Below are 15,687 nucleotides of genomic sequence, written 5' to 3'. Positions count from 1 at the left end.
GTTTTATCCGGCCTGCAGACCGGTAACGCTATGTACTGATTACGAATGCGCTTCCTGAGCTTCTGTGATAATGGCGTAGAGCTCTTGATCACTCTGGGCCGCACGCAGGCGACGGCAGACCGTCTTATCTGCCAGGCGTTTTGCGACCAGCGACAGGGTATGAAGGTGCGTCTTACACTGATCGGCAGGCACCAGCAGAGCGAACAGCAGATCGACCGGCTGATTATCCACGGCGTCAAAAGCAATTGGCTGATCGAGGCTGATAAACACCCCCACCGCCCGCAGCGTGTCCTCTTCCAGTTTGCCATGCGGAATAGCAATGCCGTTGCCAATGCCGGTACTGCCCATACGCTCGCGGGTCAGAATCGCTTCGAAAAGCGTCTGGTGCGGCAGATTGAGCTGCTTAGCCGCCAGTTCGCTGATAATCTCCAGCGCGCGTTTTTTACTCTGGCAGTGTACGCCGCTGCGGGTGCAGTCAGGCGTCAGAACCGAGCTCAATTCCAGTGTCAGATCGTTGTTCATCGTGGTTTCACTTGCGAGTTCACATAGCCACAGAGCGAAAAGCCCTGCTGGCGCTTGCGCAGATGATAAAACGGGGCGCTCTTCCGCCCCATTTTTCCCTGAGCGCTGAACGGGTCAGCGCTCTGCAAACGTGAAGGTTAGTGTTTTTTCAGTTTGTCTTTATGTTTGGTCAGCTGACGTGCCAGCTTATCAACCAGCCCGTCAATGGCCGCGTACATATCTTCCGCTTCCGCTGTGGCGTGCAGCTCACCGCCGTTAACGTGCAGAGTTGCCTCTGCAATCTGAGTCACTTTCTCCACTTTCAGAACAATATAAACCTGATTGATGCGATCGTAATAGTGTTCAAGTTTGCCAAATTTGCTGTTCACAAATTCGCGCAGCGGGTCAGTGATTTCGACATTGAGTCCGGTAAGGTTTAGCTGCATAGGTCTTCCTTCTGAGTTCGGTCAGACCAGCTGTTTACGCTGGTTTGATGGCGGTATAGATAAAGACTCGCGATACTTCGCAACCGTACGTCGCGCTACCATAATACCCTGTTCAGATAACATGGCGGTCAGTTTGCTGTCGCTCAAGGGCTTTGCGGGATTTTCTGCCGCGACCAGTTTTTTTACCAGCGCACGAATGGCCGTAGACGAGGCTTCGCCGCCGCCTTCCGTGCTGACATGGCTGGAGAAAAAATATTTCAGCTCAAAAATACCACGCGGACTGTGCAGATATTTTTGCGTGGTCACGCGTGAGATGGTGGACTCGTGCATATCGACCTGTTGCGCGATATCTGCCAGCACCATCGGACGCATATACTCTTCGCCCTGCTCAAAAAACGCCTGCTGCTGCGCAACGATACAGCGGGTAACCTTGAGCAGAGTGTCATTACGACTCTCCAGGCTTTTAATGAGCCAGCGCGCTTCCTGCAGATTATTGCGAATAAACTGGCTGTCGCTATCGCTGCGCGCTGAACCGCCCATGGCGGCATAGTGCTGGTTGATCCGCAGACGCGGCAGGCTTTCAGCGTTCAGTTCCACTATCCAGCGTGCGCCCGCTTTGCGCACCATTACATCCGGAATAACGTATTCCGGTTCACCCGTATTAATCGATTGTCCGGGGCGCGGATCGAGCGACTGTATCAACAGCATCGCCTCTTTCAGCACCTCTTCTTTCAGGCGGGTCACCCGCATCAGGCTGCGGAAGTCGTGATTAGCCAGCAGATCGAGATGTTCACTGACAATCAGGCGCGCCTCTTTTAGCATAGGAGCGTCAGCCGCATATTGCGATAGCTGAACCAGCAGACAGTCGCGCAGATCGCGCGCGCCTACGCCAACCGGATCAAACCGCTGGACGCGCTTGAGAACCGCCTCTACCTCATCCAGCGTCAGCTCATCGTCGCCGATACTGTCGCAAATTTCCTGCAGCGTCACGGTGAGATAACCGGTCGTGTCGATCGCATCAACAATCGATGTCGCAATAGCGCGATCGGTATCGGTAAACGGGGTCAGCTCCACCTGCCACATCAGGTAATCCTGCAGCGACTGCGTGGTTTCTCCCTGATACACCGGCAGTTCATCATCCTGATAATCTGTTCCGGTGCCGGAAGGGGTGCCGGCGGTATAAATTTCATCCCACGACGCATCCAGCGGCAGCTCGTCAGGCATCTCTTTCTGTTCCAGCGCCTCACGGGTATCTAACGTATCGCTTTCCTGCGTTTCGCGTGCGTCCACTTCATCATGAATATCGGTCTGCTCAAGCAGCGGATTGCTCTCCAGCGCCAGCTGGAGCTCCTGCTGGAGTTCAAGCGTAGAGAGCTGCAGCAGGCGAATGGCCTGTTGCAGCTGGGGGGTCATCGCCAGCTGTTGGCTGAACCTGAGTTGCAAACCTTGCTTCATAATCCGGCTTGAATGTCCTAAGCGAATATCGGGTTAATCGACACCTTATCAGAGTCTGAACTCTTCGCCCAAATAAACCCGCTTAACCTGCTCATCTGCCAGAATTTCATCCGGCGTGCCGTGTGCAATCAGATTGCCCTGGCTGACAATATAGGCGCGTTCGCAGACGGCCAGCGTTTCACGCACATTATGGTCGGTGATCAGGACACCGAGGCCGCTGTCGCGCAAATGTTCGATGATCTTTTTGATATCGATAACGGAGATGGGGTCAACCCCGGCGAACGGCTCATCCAGCAGAATGAACTTTGGATTCGCTGCCAGCGCGCGTGCAATTTCAACGCGGCGACGTTCTCCCCCGGAGAGCGCCTGGCCCAGGCTGTTGCGCAGATGCTCAATATGGAACTCTTCCATCAGCTCATTGGCGCGATCCTGGCGCTGCTCTTCGGTCAGATCGTCGCGGATCTGCAGCACGCCCATCAGATTGTCATACACGCTCAGCCGCCGGAAAATAGAGGCTTCCTGCGGCAGGTATCCGATACCACGACGCGCACGGGCGTGCAGGGGCAGGATACTGATATCCTCATCATCGATAATAATGCGGCCCGCATCGCGCGGGACAATGCCGACCACCATATAAAATGTCGTGGTCTTACCGGCGCCGTTAGGACCCAGCAGTCCGACAATCTCGCCCGATTTAACCTGCAGGCTGACATCTTCCACTACGCGGCGGCCTTTATACGCTTTGGCCAGATTTTCAGCGACTAAAGTTGCCATCGGTCAGTTACTCTTTTTAGGGCTCGCAGCGGAACCGTTTTTATCCTGCAGCTGTGAAGGAACCAGCACCGTGGTGACGCGTTTGCTTTGACCCTGACTATAGGCCTGCATTTTCTGCTCTTTCACCAGATAGGTGATGCGATCGCCTTTGATGTTGCTGTCCTGCTGTTCAATGAAAGCATTACCGGTCAGCTCGACAAAATCGTTGGCCAGCTCATAGTGCAGCTTAGCGGCATGGCCTTTAACCGGCTTGCCGTTGTCCTGCATCTGATAAAACGTAGCCGGATTGCCATAGGCATCAACAATAGTTTTGTTGCTGTCGCCGCCGGGACGGGTTACCACGACTTTATCCGCTGTAATTTTAATCGTGCCCTGCGTGACAATAACATTGCCGGTAAAGGTCGCCACGTTGCCCTGCAGATCCAGCGCCTGATTAACGGAGTCGATATTAACCGGTTTTTCTGAGTCGCCGGTGACAGCCAGCGCGGGCAGGCTGCCAATCAGCAGCGATCCCAGCAGCAGCGCGTTAACGCTATTTTTGTTCATTTTGAATTTCATAAGAGGTTTTGACCTTTTCAAGCAGTTCGGCGTTTTTTGTCCGCAAATTGCCGCGCATCTTCATGCCCGTGGAGTTAAAACTGCGGCCAAATAGCGTCACCTGGTCGTCAGACATGACATCCTGGGTCACCAGATTGACCTGCGCGTTATCAGTGATAATGCGTTCCAGCTGAGAATCCTGCGTCAGCGTATGCACTTCAACGTGGCCATACAGATAAAGCATACGATCTTTCGTTAGCTTTGCTTTGTCCGCCCGTACTGACCAGGTTGGCACTTTGTTTTCATCAAAGGTTGTCATAACGGGACGATCAAACCAGCTGACTTCATCAGCTGAAAAATAGGTCACTTTATCGGAGACAAGCTTGTAGGCCAGTGCACCCGTTGGGTTGTATACCACGGTATTAGAGTTCGCGCTGGTGTAGGTTGGCTCCTGATCGTTTGAAGCCAACGGCGTGGCACTCTCATCCTGATTCGTCAGGTTCCAGCCGATCAATATCAGCGCGACCAGAGCCAGAATCAGCGTTATCCAACGCCTGCTTTTACTCATACTGATTGCCCTCTGGCATCCTCAAATTTATTCTGCGCCAGTAATATCAGGTCGCATATTTCGCGTACCGCACCGCGTCCGCCGCCGATGCGTGTGACATAGTCTGCACGCGGCAGCAAGACCGGATGTGCATCCGCTACGGCAACACTCAGACCCGCCTGCGCCATGACCGGCCAGTCGATCAGATCGTCGCCAATATAGGCAACCTGCGTGCTGTCCAGTGACAGTTTATCCAGAAGTTCGCGCCACGCCAAAAGCTTATCTGATTGTCCCTGGTAAAGATGCGTAATGCCCAGCGTTTCACAGCGATCTTCCAGCAGCTTAGCGCGACGGCCGGTTATAATAGCGACTTCGATGCCGGAGGTCAGCAGGCAACGTATGCCGTAGCCATCCCGCACATTAAACGCCTTCAGCTCTTCACCGCTGTTTCCCATATAGATCAGGCCGTCTGACATGACGCCATCGACATCACAAATCAGCAGGCGGATTTGCGCTGCCCGTGCCATGACTTCAGCTGATACCGGACCATAGCAGGTGGCAACCAGCGCATTTTCAGCGTTCATTTACATTTCCTGTTCAGACTACGCCAGCGCGCAGCATGTCATGCATGTGGACGACGCCCAGCAGCCGATCTTCATCGGCTACCAGGACGGCAGTGATATTTTTATTTTGCATCAGATTTAAGGCCTCTACCGCCAGCATATTTGGCCGGACGCGGATGCCGCCACGCGTCATGACGTCCTGAATACGCGCTGACTGAAAATCGACGCCCATATCAAAAATACGGCGCAGATCGCCATCGGTAAAAATCCCTTCAATTTTCATTAAGTCATCAACGATCACCGTGAGACCGAGGTTTTTGCGCGTGATCTCCAGCAGGGCATCACGCAGCGACGCCTCGCGCGTGACGTGCGGAATTTCATCGCCGCTGTGCATAATGTCGCTGACGTGCAGCAGCAGTTTACGACCCAGCGCGCCGCCAGGATGCGACAGCGCAAAATCCTCTGGCGTAAAACCGCGCGCCTCAAGCAGCGCCACCGCCAGCGCATCGCCCATCACCAGCGTTGCCGTGGTGCTGGACGTTGGCGCCAGTCCCAGCGGGCACGCTTCCTGCGGCACTTTCACACACAGGTGAACATCTGCCGCGCGGCCCATGGCGCTCTCCGGGCGGCTGGTCATACAGATCAGCTGCACTTTCTGTCGCTTCAGCACCGGGATCAGCGCCAGGATCTCTGCCGACTCGCCGCTGTTCGAGATGGCGATAACCACATCGCTGGCGCTCACCATGCCGAGGTCGCCATGGCTCGCCTCACCCGGATGCACAAAAAAGGAGGCGGTGCCGGTGCTGGCAAAGGTCGCGGCCATTTTCTTACCGATATGTCCTGACTTGCCCATGCCCATCACCACGACTTTTCCCTGGCAGGCATAAAGCAGCTGGCAGGCGCGGCTGAAGTCGTCATTGATATACTGATCAAGCTGTTCAAGTCCTTCACGTTCGATGCGCAGAACCTTTTTACCCGCCTGCTGAAAATCAAACTCTGCATGCTGCTGTGACATATCAGTGCATCCTTAATAGCCAGTAAGAAGGGTGGGGCTGAGCCACAGCCATAGCACCCAGAGAAGAAATCCGCTCAGTAACAGCGCGCCGGCTATCCGGCCGACGCGCCGCTTACGCAGCAGACAAAACAGGGCAAACACTACGCTGACGCCGAGCATGACCCAGTAATCACGGCTAAACGCGAGCGGATTGATTTCGCCCGGATGAAACAGCGCGGGCAGGCCAAGAACAATCGCCAGGTTGAAAATATTGGCGCCGATCAGATTACCAATCGCCATATCATCTTCACCTTTCAGCGCACCCGCGACAACCGTGGCCAGCTCCGGCAGGCTGGTCCCTACCGCGATAAGCGTCAGCCCCATCACCAGCTCGCTTACGCCAAAGTAATCAGCAAAGACGGTGGCATTGTCGATGACCATACGGGTCGACATCGGCAATATAATCAGCGCGACCGCCAGCCAGAGAAAGGCTACCGTGTTACCCGCTTCATCGCGCGGCAGTTCTGCCAGCTGTTCCCGGGTGAGTGTATCGCTGTTGTCATGTCCGGCGCGGCGGGCAATGCGGATCACGATCAGCAGATAGAACAGCGCCATCAGCAACAGCGCCACACCATCCAGCCGGCTCAGGTAATTATCAAACAGCATAATGCCGCTCAGCAAAGAGACCAGCAGCAGCAGCGGAAGTTCGCGCCGAATCAAATTGGAGTGTACGGTTAAAGGATGAAGCAGCGCGGCGCCACCCAGAATTAACAGGATATTCGTAATGTTTGAGCCCAGCGCGGTGCCTACGGCCAAATCCATCTGTCCATGTTGCGCAGCTGAAAACGAAATAATCAGCTCCGGTAGCGATGTGCCGATACTGACTACCGTCATGCCGATAATCAGCGGCGGAATACCGAATGAGCGGCACAGAATGGCGGCGCTGAAGACCAGTCGATCGGCCCCGTAAACCAGTAACAGCAATCCGATAAACAACAGGGCGGTAGCTACAAACATGAAAAATCCTTGATGGATACGGTGCCGGCGGACCCTGGCCGGCAAAAAAACCTGAGATGCGGGGAGAGTCAGCCGCTGATTTTGACTCTCTGAGCGACAAAAGTAAATTTAATGACCGTTTTCGCCACACTGAACCGGTAAGTTTCTGTAAAACTATCGTGAATTGCGGTTTACCAGGCTACCATCCACCCCATTTAGTACGCCCGACCCGCTTAACGAGGTAATAATGACTCAGCAGCAAACGAATCTGGTCGAGGTGCGCGGTGTGAGTTTCACCCGTGGCGATCGCACGATATTCGATGATATTTCACTTACGGTTCCGGCGGGCAAAGTGACCGCGATTATGGGACCTTCCGGCATCGGAAAAACAACGCTGTTACGCCTGATTGGCGGTCAGCTGCAGCCTGACCACGGCGAAATCTGGTTTCAGGGCCAGAATATTCCCAGCCTGTCACGGCGCAAGCTCTATGAAGCCCGTAAGAAAATGAGCATGCTGTTTCAGTCAGGCGCGCTCTTTACCGATCTTAACGTCTATGAAAACGTCGCCTGGCCACTGCGCGAGCACACTCAGCTGCCGCCGGAACTGCTGCACAGCACGGTGATGATGAAGCTTGAAGCGGTCGGACTGCGCGGCGCGGCAAAACTTATGCCGGCAGAGCTCTCCGGCGGGATGGCGCGACGTGCTGCGCTGGCACGTGCCATTGCGCTGGAACCGGAACTCATTATGTTTGATGAGCCGTTTGTGGGGCAGGATCCAATAACTATGGGCGTGCTGGTCAAGCTGATTGATGAGCTGAACCACTCGCTGGGCGTGACCTGTATTGTGGTATCGCATGATGTGCCTGAAGTCCTGAGCATCGCCGATCACGCCTATATTGTTGCCGGGCAAAAAATCATTGCTGAAGGCAGCACCCGGCAGCTGAAGGAGAACGCCGATCCGCGCGTACGCCAGTTTATTGATGGGCATGCTGATGGTCCGGTGCCGTTTCGTTTCGCCGCCGGCGACTATCTTAGTGATTTGACCCGGACAGGGAGAGAGTAAACTCATGGTGTTACAGGCACTGGCGTCGTTCGGGCGTCGGGGAATAAACAGCTGTGCGACCTTTGGTCGCGCCGGTCTGATGCTGTTTCATGCGCTGGTGGGAAAACCCGCTTTTCGCCGCCATGCTCCATTGTTGATCAGGCAGCTTTATAGCGTTGGCGTACTCTCGCTGCTGATTATTGTGGTTTCTGGTCTGTTTATCGGCATGGTGCTGGGACTGCAGGGATATCTGGTGCTGACCACCTACAGCGCGGAGACCAGCCTTGGCATGCTGGTGGCGCTGTCGCTGCTGCGTGAGCTGGGGCCGGTTGTCACGGCGCTGCTGTTTGCCGGACGAGCCGGCTCGGCGCTGACGGCAGAGATTGGTCTGATGAAAGCCACAGAGCAGCTCTCCAGTATGGAGATGATGGCGGTGGATCCGCTGCGCCGCGTGGTCTCGCCACGCTTCTGGGCGGGTTTTATCAGTATGCCGCTGTTAACGCTGATTTTTACGGCCGTCGGTATTGCCGGTGGTGCACTGGTTGGCGTTGGCTGGAAAGGTATCGATCCCGGCTTTTTCTGGTCCGCGATGCAAAGCGCGGTAGATTTTCATAATGATGTCCTTAACTGCCTGATCAAGAGCGCAGTTTTTGCCATTACGGTAACCTGGATTGCGCTGTTTAACGGCTACGATGCGATTCCGACGTCGGAAGGTATCAGCCGGGCAACAACGCGTACCGTCGTACACGCTTCACTGGCGGTGCTTGGGCTTGATTTTGTGCTGACCGCACTGATGTTTGGGAACTGATGCAATGCAAAGCAAGAAAAATGAAATTTGGGTAGGGGTATTTATGCTGGCGGCGCTGGTGGCGCTGCTGTTTCTCAGTCTGCGCGTGGCCGATCTCAAATCGCTGGGCACCGAGCCCACGTGGAAGCTCTACGCTACCTTTGACAATATTGGCGGCCTGAAAATCAGTTCACCTGTGAAAATTGGCGGCGTCGTCATTGGCCGCGTAACGGATATTTCACTGGATGAGAAAAGCCTGTCGCCGCGCGTGACCATGGATATCAGCGAACAGTATGTCGACAAAATCCCGGATACCAGTTCTCTGGCTATTCGTACGCAGGGTTTGCTGGGCGAACAGTTTCTGGCGCTGAATCTGGGCTTTGACGATCCGGATCTCGGTTCAGCTATGCTGAAAGATGGCGGAACGTTGCGCGACACCAAATCTGCCCTGGTGCTTGAGGATTTGATTGGTCAGTTCCTTTACAAAAGCGGCGACGGCAGCAAAGAGAATCAGTCACAGGATGGCGAGCGTGCACCTGCGCCTGCCACAACGGAATAATCCAGAGAGGTAAAACACGATGTTGAAACGTTTTCTGATGGTTGCCCTGCTGGCAATCGCTCCCCTGGCCGCCACAGCAGCGGATACGGATCAGAGCAACCCGTATAAGCTGATGAATGAAGCCGCAGCCAAAACTTTTACCCGGCTGAAAAATGAACAGCCGAAAATCAAGCAGGATCCCAACTATCTGCGCGATATTGTGCGCCAGGAGCTGCTGCCCTATGTGCAGATTAAATATGCCGGCGCGCTGGTTTTAGGCCGTTACTATCGTGAAGCGACGCCGGCACAGCGCGACGCCTACTTTGCCGCATTCGGTGACTACCTGGCCCAGGCTTACGGGCAGGCGCTGGCGCTGTATCACGGTCAGACTTACCAGATTCAGCCGGAAAAACCGCTGGGCGATGCCAATATTGTGGCTATTCGCGTCACCATTGTTGATCCTAACGGCCGTCCGCCGGTGCGTCTCGATTTTCAGTGGCGTAAAAACAGCCAGAGCGGAAAATGGCAGGCTTACGATATGATTGCCGAAGGGATCAGTATGATCACCACCAAGCAGAATGAGTGGAGCGATCTGCTGCGCACTAAAGGCATTGATGGCCTGACTGCACAGCTGAAAACCTATGCGGCACAACCTATTACACTGGATAAACAGCAATAATGAGTGAATCGTTACGCTGGCAGCGCAGTACTGATACGCTGGTACTGAGCGGCAAGCTTGACCGGGATACGCTGCTGACACTATGGCAGCAGCGTGAAACGGTTATGCAGAATATAAACGTCATTGATGTGGCGGCTCTGGAGCGGGTCGATTCGGCCGGGCTGGCGCTGCTGGTGCATCTGCGCGAGATGGTACGCGCGCAGGGAAGTACGCCGCTGTTCACGGGTGTGACAGATAAACTCCATTCTCTTATTACGCTTTATAATCTTCAGCAGATTATTGTTTCTGCGGAGAAAAGCGTCTGATCTGACGGCTGAAAAACCAGGCCCCTGATGCGTTCAGGGGCTTTTGCATATTTAAGACTCAGCCGCTTTCCTCTAAGATATCCGCCTTATTATTATCAAGTGAAGTTATAAACCATGGAAAATAGTGAAGTTCAGGCAGTCCTGATGCAGGCGCTGTCATTAGATGAAGTCCACGTGATGAGCAACGACGGCAGCCATTTCCAGGTGATCGCCGTGGGCGAAATGTTTGGCGAACTGAGCCGGGTAAAAAAACAGCAGGCTGTTTATGCGCCGCTGATGGAATACATTGCGGATAATCGCATTCATGCGGTTTCCATCAAGACTTATACTCCCGCCGAGTGGGCTCGCGACCGTAAACTTAACGGATTCTGAGTACCAGTCTGGTTGTTTTGTTGATAGATAATTGAGAGCCGTGTTAATGGACAAATTTCGTGTGCAAGGCCCCACCCGCTTAAGTGGTGAAGTGACCATTTCCGGCGCAAAAAATGCAGCGCTGCCGATTCTGTTTGCCGCGCTGCTGGCAGAAGAGCCGGTAGAAATTCAGAATGTCCCGCAGCTGCGTGATATTGATACCACCATGAAGCTGCTGAGCCTGCTGGGTGCACGCACAGAGCGTAACGGTTCGGTGCATGTTGATGCGCGCGAAGTTAACGTCTTCAGCGCTCCTTACGATCTGGTTAAAACGATGCGTGCTTCTATCTGGGCGCTCGGGCCGCTGGTGGCACGATTTGGTCAGGGTCAGGTATCACTGCCAGGCGGCTGCGCGATTGGTGCCCGTCCGGTCGATCTGCATATCACTGGTCTGGAACAGCTCGGCGCGGAAATTAAGCTGGAAGAGGGCTATGTTAAAGCCTCAGTCAATGGCCGCCTGAAAGGCGCGCACATCGTCATGGATAAAGTCAGCGTCGGCGCTACCGTAACCATTATGAGTGCGGCAACGCTGGCAACCGGCACCACGGTAATCGAGAACGCGGCGCGCGAGCCGGAGATTGTTGATACGGCAAACTTCCTCAATACGCTGGGTGCAAAAATTTCTGGCGCAGGCACGGACAAAATTACGATTGAAGGTGTGGAACGTCTGGGTGGCGGTGTCTATCGCGTGCTGCCGGATCGTATCGAAACCGGCACCTTCCTTGTGGCTGCGGCTATCTCGCGCGGCAAAGTCATCTGCCGCAATGCACAGCCGGATACGCTGGATGCGGTACTGGCTAAACTGCGCGACGCGGGTGCAGAGATTGAAACCGGTGATGACTGGATTAGTCTTGATATGCACGGCAAGCGGCCAAAAGCGGTGAATATCCGCACTGCACCGCATCCGGGTTTTCCAACCGATATGCAGGCGCAGTTCACTCTGCTGAATCTGCTGGCGGAAGGCACGGGCGTGATCACAGAAACCATCTTTGAAAACCGCTTTATGCACATCCCGGAACTGATCCGTATGGGTGCGCATGCGGAAATCGAGAGCAACACGGCGATTTGTCACGGTGTGGAAACGCTCTCGGGTGCACAGGTTATGGCGACCGATTTACGTGCTTCGGCGAGTCTGGTACTGGCAGGCTGTATTGCTGAAGGCACTACGGTTGTTGACCGGATTTACCATATCGATCGCGGCTATGAGCATATCGAAGATAAGCTCAAAGCGATGGGCGCGAACATTGAGCGTATCAGCGGCGAATAAGCCAGTCAGTATGATGGACCAGAACCAGTCACAGCAGCGTGGCTGGTTTTTTTTTATTTTTTTTCCGGGATCTTTTTCAGACTATCGGGCGATCGGATCCGCTTTTTGCGATCCAGCAGAAGCAGGGTGTCAGGATCGTAATAGCGGCTTGGCCAGATTTCTGCCGGATGTACCTCAAGCGCCATAGCGATAAGCCACTCGCCTTTGGGCCAGGGGCGTGACAGCGCATTGGCGAGCGTTGAGGAGCAAAGTCCTGACGCACGTGACAGAGCCGCCAGTGAAGTACCACGTTTGCGTAGCGCTGCGATAATATCTGCAGGATGCCAATCCTCTTTCCTTGTCTGCATAACTTGTTCTCCATATCCATGTAATGCGTAATCGCTGCTGTGGCAGTGAAGGGTAAAACTGGAAATTAACGGCTCTATATAGCAAAAAGGTTCCATTAATTTCCAGTAATTGTTACACCCAGGTAGCAAAATCTGGCGGGTATTCGCAAAAAGCGTGCAAACTTATGCAAACGGCGCAGGAAACGGCGGGAAAATAAAAAACGGAGCCGGGCGGCTCCGTCCGGGATTAAAAGTCGCGCTGCACTGACATATGCGCCAGCGCTTCAAGCGCAGTACGCCACGGACTCTCAGGCAGCAGCTGTAGCGCAGCAATCGCTTTATCCGCTTCTTCTTCAGCGCGTTTGCGCGTCCATTCCAGTGAACCCGTCTGCTGCATAGCGGCCAGCACCGGCTCCAGCAAATGGCGTCCGTTGCCTTCCTCTATCGCGCTGCGGATCATAGCGGCCTGCTCGGGGGTGCCATGATGCATGGCATGCAGCAGGGGCAGCGTCGGTTTCCCTTCGCTGAGATCGTCACCGGTATTTTTACCCAGCGTCTCGCCATCTGCGCTGTAGTCGAGCAAATCGTCAATTAACTGGAAAGCGGTGCCAAGGTAGCGACCATAATCCTGCAGCGCTTTCTCCTGAGCAGGCGAAGCCTCTGCCAGAATCGCTGAGGCCTGAGAAGCAGCCTCAAACAGACGCGCCGTTTTACTGTAGATCACGCGCATGTAGCTCTCTTCAGTGATGTCAGGATCGTTACAGTTCATCAGCTGCAGCACTTCGCCTTCTGCGATCACATTCACCGCTTCTGACATCAGCGCGAGGATCTTTAAGGATCCGAGGCTGGTCATCATCTGAAAAGCGCGCGTATAGATAAAATCACCTACCAGCACGCTGGCGGCATTACCAAACGCCGCATTCGCAGTCGCTTTGCCGCGACGCATGTCAGACTCATCCACCACATCATCATGCAGTAGTGTTGCCGTGTGGATAAATTCAATCAGTGCTGCGTTCGTAACATGCAGCGAACCCTGATAGTTGAGCGCACGCGCTGAAAGCACGGCAATCATCGGACGAATGCGTTTACCTCCGCCGCTGACAATGTAGTAGCCCAACTGGTTGATCAGTGAGACATCTGAATTCAGCTGGTCGAGGATGGTCTGGTTGACGGCCGCCATGTCCTGCGCGGTTAGTTCGTTAATTTGTTCTAGGTTCATTCGTCTGTTCAGCTTTGACTCGTTTTTTGCATGGTAGGCGCTTTTACCCAGCGTGAGTTCAGGTAATCTGTTACTGATTGTACTTGAAAATTCAGGATGAGAAACGGTTGCATTCACTCTGCGCTTTTTTTCTGCAGGAGAGTGCAAAGTGCGCTTGTTTTCTGCTGGATATTTGCGTAGAATTCGCGCCCTATTGTGAATATTATCGCGCCGCCTGATTACACAGAAAGGCAAGCGCAGAAGCGGAGTTTTATATGTACGCGGTTTTCCAAAGTGGTGGTAAACAACACCGAGTAAGCGAAGGTCAGACCGTTCGCCTGGAAAAGCTGGACATCGCAACCGGCGAAACCATTGAGTTCGACCAGGTTCTGATGATTGCAAATGGCGAAGACGTGAAAATCGGCGCGCCACTGGTTTCAGGCGGAATGATCAAGGCAGAAGTTGTTGCTCACGGTCGCGGCGAAAAAATCAAGATTGTTAAGTTTCGTCGTCGTAAACACTACCGTAAGCAAGCTGGTCACCGTCAGTGGTTCACTGATGTGAAAATCACGACGATCAGCGCGTAAGAGGAGATCTGACAAATGGCACATAAGAAGGCTGGTGGTTCGACCCGTAACGGTCGCGACTCCAACGCAAAACGTCTGGGTGTTAAGCGTTTCGGTGGTGAATCTGTTCTGGCAGGTAGCATCATCGTTCGTCAGCGTGGCACCAAGTTCCACGCCGGTACCAATGTAGGCTGTGGTCGTGACCACACCCTGTTTGCTACCACAGACGGCAAAGTTAAATTCGAAGTGAAAGGCCCGAACAACCGCAAATATATCAGCATCGTTGCTGAGTAAGGTTGTCGTGCTGCAGACGATAATCGTCTGAACACACGAAGGAAAGGCCCCGCAGCTTTGCGGGGCTTTTTACATTCTGCCGCCGGTTATCGAATCCCCGCTAACTGAGCTGCGCGGTTTGTTGTACACTTTCTGTACATCTCATATTACCAGATTTGCATTATCCGCCGCCGGTCAGCACAGAAGACCCTGGCGGACCCGTCTGCCGCTCTCTGCAGCGACAGACGACAGTGTGACGGAGAAATAGAATGAAGTTTGTTGATGAAGCGACGATCCTTGTGGTCGCAGGCGATGGCGGCAACGGTTGCGTTAGCTTCCGCCGCGAGAAATATATTCCTAAAGGCGGCCCGGACGGCGGTGACGGCGGTGATGGCGGTGACGTCTATCTGCTGGCAGATGAAAACCTCAATACCCTGATCGATTATCGCTTTGAAAAAGCGTTCCGCGCTGAGCGCGGTCAGAATGGTCAGAGCCGCGACTGCACCGGCAAACGTGGTAAAGATGTCACCATCAAAGTGCCGGTCGGTACGCGCATAATCGATCAGGGCACCGGTGAAACGCTGGGCGATATGACGCGCCATGAGCAGAAGCTGATGGTAGCGAAAGGCGGCTGGCACGGTCTTGGTAACACGCGTTTTAAATCCTCGGTTAACCGCACCCCGCGCCAGAAAACCATGGGTACGCCAGGCGAGAAACGCGATCTGCAGCTGGAGCTGATGCTGCTGGCCGATGTCGGCATGCTGGGTCTGCCGAATGCGGGTAAATCGACCTTTATTCGCGCCGTCTCTGCAGCGAAGCCAAAAGTGGCGGACTATCCGTTTACCACGCTGGTTCCCAGCCTGGGCGTTGTGCGCATGGACAGCGAAAAAAGCTTTGTCGTGGCCGATATCCCGGGGCTGATTGAAGGCGCAGCGGAAGGCGCCGGGCTGGGCATTCGTTTCCTGAAGCATCTTGAGCGCTGTCGCGTCCTGCTGCACCTGATCGACATTGCGCCTATCGACGAAACCGATCCGGTTGAAAACGCCCGCATCATTCTTGGCGAGCTGGAAAAATATAGCGAGAAGCTCTATCAGAAGCCGCGCTGGCTGGTGTTTAACAAAACTGACCTGCTGAGTCAGGAAGAAGCTGAAAGCCGCGCTAAAGCGATTGCAGAGGCGCTCGGCTGGGATGACAAATATTATCTTATCTCTGCCGCCAGCCGTACCGGCGTTAATGAACTCTGCTGGGATGTGATGAGCTTTATCATTGCTAATCCTAAAGAAGCAGAACTGGAAGAGAAGCAGCCTGAGAAGGTCGCGTTCATGTGGGATGATTACCATCGTGAAGCGCTGGAGACCGCTCAGGAAGTGGAAGAAGATGATGACTGGGATGACGACTGGGATGATGAAGACGACGAAGGCGTCGAAATTATCTATCAGCGTTAATCGCAGCTAAAAGCGGCCTTCGGGCCGCTTTTTTTAT

General features: G+C 54.2%; 21 protein-coding genes. 10 read left to right on the top strand and 11 right to left on the bottom strand.

All coding sequences use genetic code 11. From position 1 onward, the window contains the following. Positions 1-39: 39 nt before the first annotated feature. From ptsN to B4M48_RS02675, 9 genes are all read right to left on the bottom strand, one after another. A complete protein-coding gene (gene ptsN / locus B4M48_RS02715) occupies positions 40-522 on the bottom strand; it encodes a PTS IIA-like nitrogen regulatory protein PtsN (protein ID WP_039382195.1) in 483 nt (160 codons plus the stop codon). A gap of 137 nt (positions 523-659) precedes the next feature. After that, positions 660-947, bottom strand: coding sequence for a ribosome hibernation promoting factor (gene hpf, locus B4M48_RS02710; protein ID WP_039382198.1), 288 nt, complete (start codon positions 945-947; stop codon positions 660-662). Positions 948-968: 21 nt separating this feature from the next. Further along, positions 969-2,402: an RNA polymerase factor sigma-54 gene (rpoN, locus tag B4M48_RS02705; protein WP_286876972.1), complete on the bottom strand. Its 1,434-nt coding sequence runs from the start codon at positions 2,400-2,402 to the stop codon at positions 969-971. Positions 2,403-2,450: 48 nt separating this feature from the next. Then, a complete protein-coding gene (gene lptB, locus B4M48_RS02700; protein WP_039382204.1) occupies positions 2,451-3,176 on the bottom strand; it encodes an LPS export ABC transporter ATP-binding protein in 726 nt (241 codons plus the stop codon). A 3-nt stretch (positions 3,177-3,179) separates the two neighbouring features. Further along, positions 3,180-3,734, bottom strand: a complete 555-nt coding sequence (gene lptA / locus B4M48_RS02695) for a lipopolysaccharide ABC transporter substrate-binding protein LptA (RefSeq protein WP_039382207.1) — start codon at positions 3,732-3,734, stop codon at positions 3,180-3,182. Beyond that, positions 3,709-4,281 (bottom strand): LPS export ABC transporter periplasmic protein LptC, encoded by a 573-nt coding sequence (gene lptC, locus B4M48_RS02690; protein WP_065650292.1) that lies wholly within the window; start codon positions 4,279-4,281, stop codon positions 3,709-3,711. Before lptC ends, lptA begins: the two co-directional genes overlap by 26 nt. After that, positions 4,278-4,844 (bottom strand): 3-deoxy-manno-octulosonate-8-phosphatase KdsC, encoded by a 567-nt coding sequence (gene kdsC / locus B4M48_RS02685; protein WP_039382215.1) that lies wholly within the window; start codon positions 4,842-4,844, stop codon positions 4,278-4,280. The genes lptC and kdsC overlap by 4 nt, the downstream gene beginning before the upstream one ends. A 13-nt stretch (positions 4,845-4,857) precedes the next feature. Further along, positions 4,858-5,838, bottom strand: a complete 981-nt coding sequence (gene kdsD, locus B4M48_RS02680) for an arabinose-5-phosphate isomerase KdsD (RefSeq protein ID WP_039382218.1) — start codon at positions 5,836-5,838, stop codon at positions 4,858-4,860. A 12-nt stretch (positions 5,839-5,850) separates the two neighbouring features. Next, entirely contained in the window at positions 5,851-6,834 is a 984-nt protein-coding gene (locus B4M48_RS02675; protein ID WP_071669140.1) for a calcium/sodium antiporter, read from the bottom strand. 226 nt (positions 6,835-7,060) lie between these two features. Here B4M48_RS02675 and mlaF point away from each other — a divergent pair, with 226 nt between their 5' ends. The 7 genes from mlaF (at position 7,061) to murA (ending at position 11,842) form a co-directional block, all read left to right on the top strand. Continuing rightward, the gene (gene mlaF / locus B4M48_RS02670; RefSeq protein WP_039382224.1) at positions 7,061-7,876 is read left to right on the top strand and encodes a phospholipid ABC transporter ATP-binding protein MlaF; all 816 of its coding nucleotides are present in this window, start codon (positions 7,061-7,063) and stop codon (positions 7,874-7,876) included. 4 nt (positions 7,877-7,880) lie between these two features. After that, on the top strand, positions 7,881-8,663 hold the full coding sequence (mlaE, locus tag B4M48_RS02665) for a lipid asymmetry maintenance ABC transporter permease subunit MlaE (protein ID WP_039382227.1): 783 nt from the start codon (positions 7,881-7,883) through the stop codon (positions 8,661-8,663). A gap of 4 nt (positions 8,664-8,667) precedes the next feature. After that, a complete protein-coding gene (mlaD, locus tag B4M48_RS02660) occupies positions 8,668-9,201 on the top strand; it encodes an outer membrane lipid asymmetry maintenance protein MlaD (RefSeq protein ID WP_039382230.1) in 534 nt (177 codons plus the stop codon). A gap of 19 nt (positions 9,202-9,220) precedes the next feature. Further along, a complete protein-coding gene (gene mlaC / locus B4M48_RS02655) occupies positions 9,221-9,859 on the top strand; it encodes a phospholipid-binding protein MlaC (protein WP_039382232.1) in 639 nt (212 codons plus the stop codon). Next, complete coding sequence (mlaB, locus tag B4M48_RS02650) at positions 9,859-10,164, top strand: lipid asymmetry maintenance protein MlaB (RefSeq protein WP_039382234.1); 306 nt, start codon at positions 9,859-9,861, stop codon at positions 10,162-10,164. Before mlaC ends, mlaB begins: the two co-directional genes overlap by 1 nt. A gap of 114 nt (positions 10,165-10,278) precedes the next feature. After that, entirely contained in the window at positions 10,279-10,536 is a 258-nt protein-coding gene (gene ibaG / locus B4M48_RS02645; RefSeq protein WP_039382236.1) for a BolA family iron metabolism protein IbaG, read from the top strand. A gap of 46 nt (positions 10,537-10,582) precedes the next feature. After that, complete coding sequence (gene murA / locus B4M48_RS02640) at positions 10,583-11,842, top strand: UDP-N-acetylglucosamine 1-carboxyvinyltransferase (RefSeq protein WP_039382238.1); 1,260 nt, start codon at positions 10,583-10,585, stop codon at positions 11,840-11,842. Positions 11,843-11,895: 53 nt separating this feature from the next. Here the strand turns inward: murA and B4M48_RS02635 are convergent, their stop codons facing one another. Continuing rightward, positions 11,896-12,189, bottom strand: coding sequence for a helix-turn-helix domain-containing protein (locus B4M48_RS02635; protein WP_039382241.1), 294 nt, complete (start codon positions 12,187-12,189; stop codon positions 11,896-11,898). 226 nt (positions 12,190-12,415) lie between these two features. Next, positions 12,416-13,387 (bottom strand): octaprenyl diphosphate synthase, encoded by a 972-nt coding sequence (gene ispB, locus B4M48_RS02630; RefSeq protein WP_039382243.1) that lies wholly within the window; start codon positions 13,385-13,387, stop codon positions 12,416-12,418. A 254-nt stretch (positions 13,388-13,641) separates the two neighbouring features. Here ispB and rplU point away from each other — a divergent pair, with 254 nt between their 5' ends. The 3 genes from rplU to cgtA all read left to right on the top strand — a co-directional run bounded on the left by rplU (position 13,642) and on the right by cgtA (position 15,650). Then, positions 13,642-13,953: a 50S ribosomal protein L21 gene (gene rplU / locus B4M48_RS02625; protein WP_039382246.1), complete on the top strand. Its 312-nt coding sequence runs from the start codon at positions 13,642-13,644 to the stop codon at positions 13,951-13,953. Between the two features lie 15 nt (positions 13,954-13,968). After that, on the top strand, positions 13,969-14,226 hold the full coding sequence (gene rpmA, locus B4M48_RS02620; protein WP_039382249.1) for a 50S ribosomal protein L27: 258 nt from the start codon (positions 13,969-13,971) through the stop codon (positions 14,224-14,226). Positions 14,227-14,474: 248 nt separating this feature from the next. Next, positions 14,475-15,650: an Obg family GTPase CgtA gene (gene cgtA, locus B4M48_RS02615; protein WP_039382251.1), complete on the top strand. Its 1,176-nt coding sequence runs from the start codon at positions 14,475-14,477 to the stop codon at positions 15,648-15,650. Positions 15,651-15,687 lie beyond the last annotated feature (37 nt).

Source organism: Pantoea sp. UBA6567 (genome assembly GCF_002434165.1).
GTDB classification, from domain to species: Bacteria; Pseudomonadota; Gammaproteobacteria; order Enterobacterales; family Enterobacteriaceae; genus Pantoea; species Pantoea eucrina.
This window is presented reverse-complemented; position numbering and strand designations above follow the sequence as displayed.

Excerpts from the sequence above, each read along its gene's own strand:
- ptsN (WP_039382195.1), bottom strand. The coding sequence starts at position 522 with ATGAACAACGATCTGACACTGGAATTGAGCTCGGTTCTGACGCCTGAC.
- mlaE (WP_039382227.1), top strand. The coding sequence starts at position 7,881 with ATGGTGTTACAGGCACTGGCGTCGTTCGGGCGTCGGGGAATAAACAGC.
- mlaB (WP_039382234.1), top strand. The coding sequence starts at position 9,859 with ATGAGTGAATCGTTACGCTGGCAGCGCAGTACTGATACGCTGGTACTG.
- lptB (WP_039382204.1), bottom strand. The coding sequence starts at position 3,176 with ATGGCAACTTTAGTCGCTGAAAATCTGGCCAAAGCGTATAAAGGCCGC.
- murA (WP_039382238.1), top strand. The coding sequence starts at position 10,583 with ATGGACAAATTTCGTGTGCAAGGCCCCACCCGCTTAAGTGGTGAAGTG.
- lptA (WP_039382207.1), bottom strand. The coding sequence starts at position 3,734 with ATGAAATTCAAAATGAACAAAAATAGCGTTAACGCGCTGCTGCTGGGA.
- mlaD (WP_039382230.1), top strand. The coding sequence starts at position 8,668 with ATGCAAAGCAAGAAAAATGAAATTTGGGTAGGGGTATTTATGCTGGCG.
- rplU (WP_039382246.1), top strand. The coding sequence starts at position 13,642 with ATGTACGCGGTTTTCCAAAGTGGTGGTAAACAACACCGAGTAAGCGAA.
- lptC (WP_065650292.1), bottom strand. The coding sequence starts at position 4,281 with ATGAGTAAAAGCAGGCGTTGGATAACGCTGATTCTGGCTCTGGTCGCG.
- mlaF (WP_039382224.1), top strand. The coding sequence starts at position 7,061 with ATGACTCAGCAGCAAACGAATCTGGTCGAGGTGCGCGGTGTGAGTTTC.
- hpf (WP_039382198.1), bottom strand. The coding sequence starts at position 947 with ATGCAGCTAAACCTTACCGGACTCAATGTCGAAATCACTGACCCGCTG.
- B4M48_RS02635 (WP_039382241.1), bottom strand. The coding sequence starts at position 12,189 with ATGCAGACAAGGAAAGAGGATTGGCATCCTGCAGATATTATCGCAGCG.
- rpmA (WP_039382249.1), top strand. The coding sequence starts at position 13,969 with ATGGCACATAAGAAGGCTGGTGGTTCGACCCGTAACGGTCGCGACTCC.
- rpoN (WP_286876972.1), bottom strand. The coding sequence starts at position 2,402 with ATGAAGCAAGGTTTGCAACTCAGGTTCAGCCAACAGCTGGCGATGACC.
- ibaG (WP_039382236.1), top strand. The coding sequence starts at position 10,279 with ATGGAAAATAGTGAAGTTCAGGCAGTCCTGATGCAGGCGCTGTCATTA.
- kdsC (WP_039382215.1), bottom strand. The coding sequence starts at position 4,844 with ATGAACGCTGAAAATGCGCTGGTTGCCACCTGCTATGGTCCGGTATCA.
- kdsD (WP_039382218.1), bottom strand. The coding sequence starts at position 5,838 with ATGTCACAGCAGCATGCAGAGTTTGATTTTCAGCAGGCGGGTAAAAAG.
- ispB (WP_039382243.1), bottom strand. The coding sequence starts at position 13,387 with ATGAACCTAGAACAAATTAACGAACTAACCGCGCAGGACATGGCGGCC.
- mlaC (WP_039382232.1), top strand. The coding sequence starts at position 9,221 with ATGTTGAAACGTTTTCTGATGGTTGCCCTGCTGGCAATCGCTCCCCTG.
- cgtA (WP_039382251.1), top strand. The coding sequence starts at position 14,475 with ATGAAGTTTGTTGATGAAGCGACGATCCTTGTGGTCGCAGGCGATGGC.
- B4M48_RS02675 (WP_071669140.1), bottom strand. The coding sequence starts at position 6,834 with ATGTTTGTAGCTACCGCCCTGTTGTTTATCGGATTGCTGTTACTGGTT.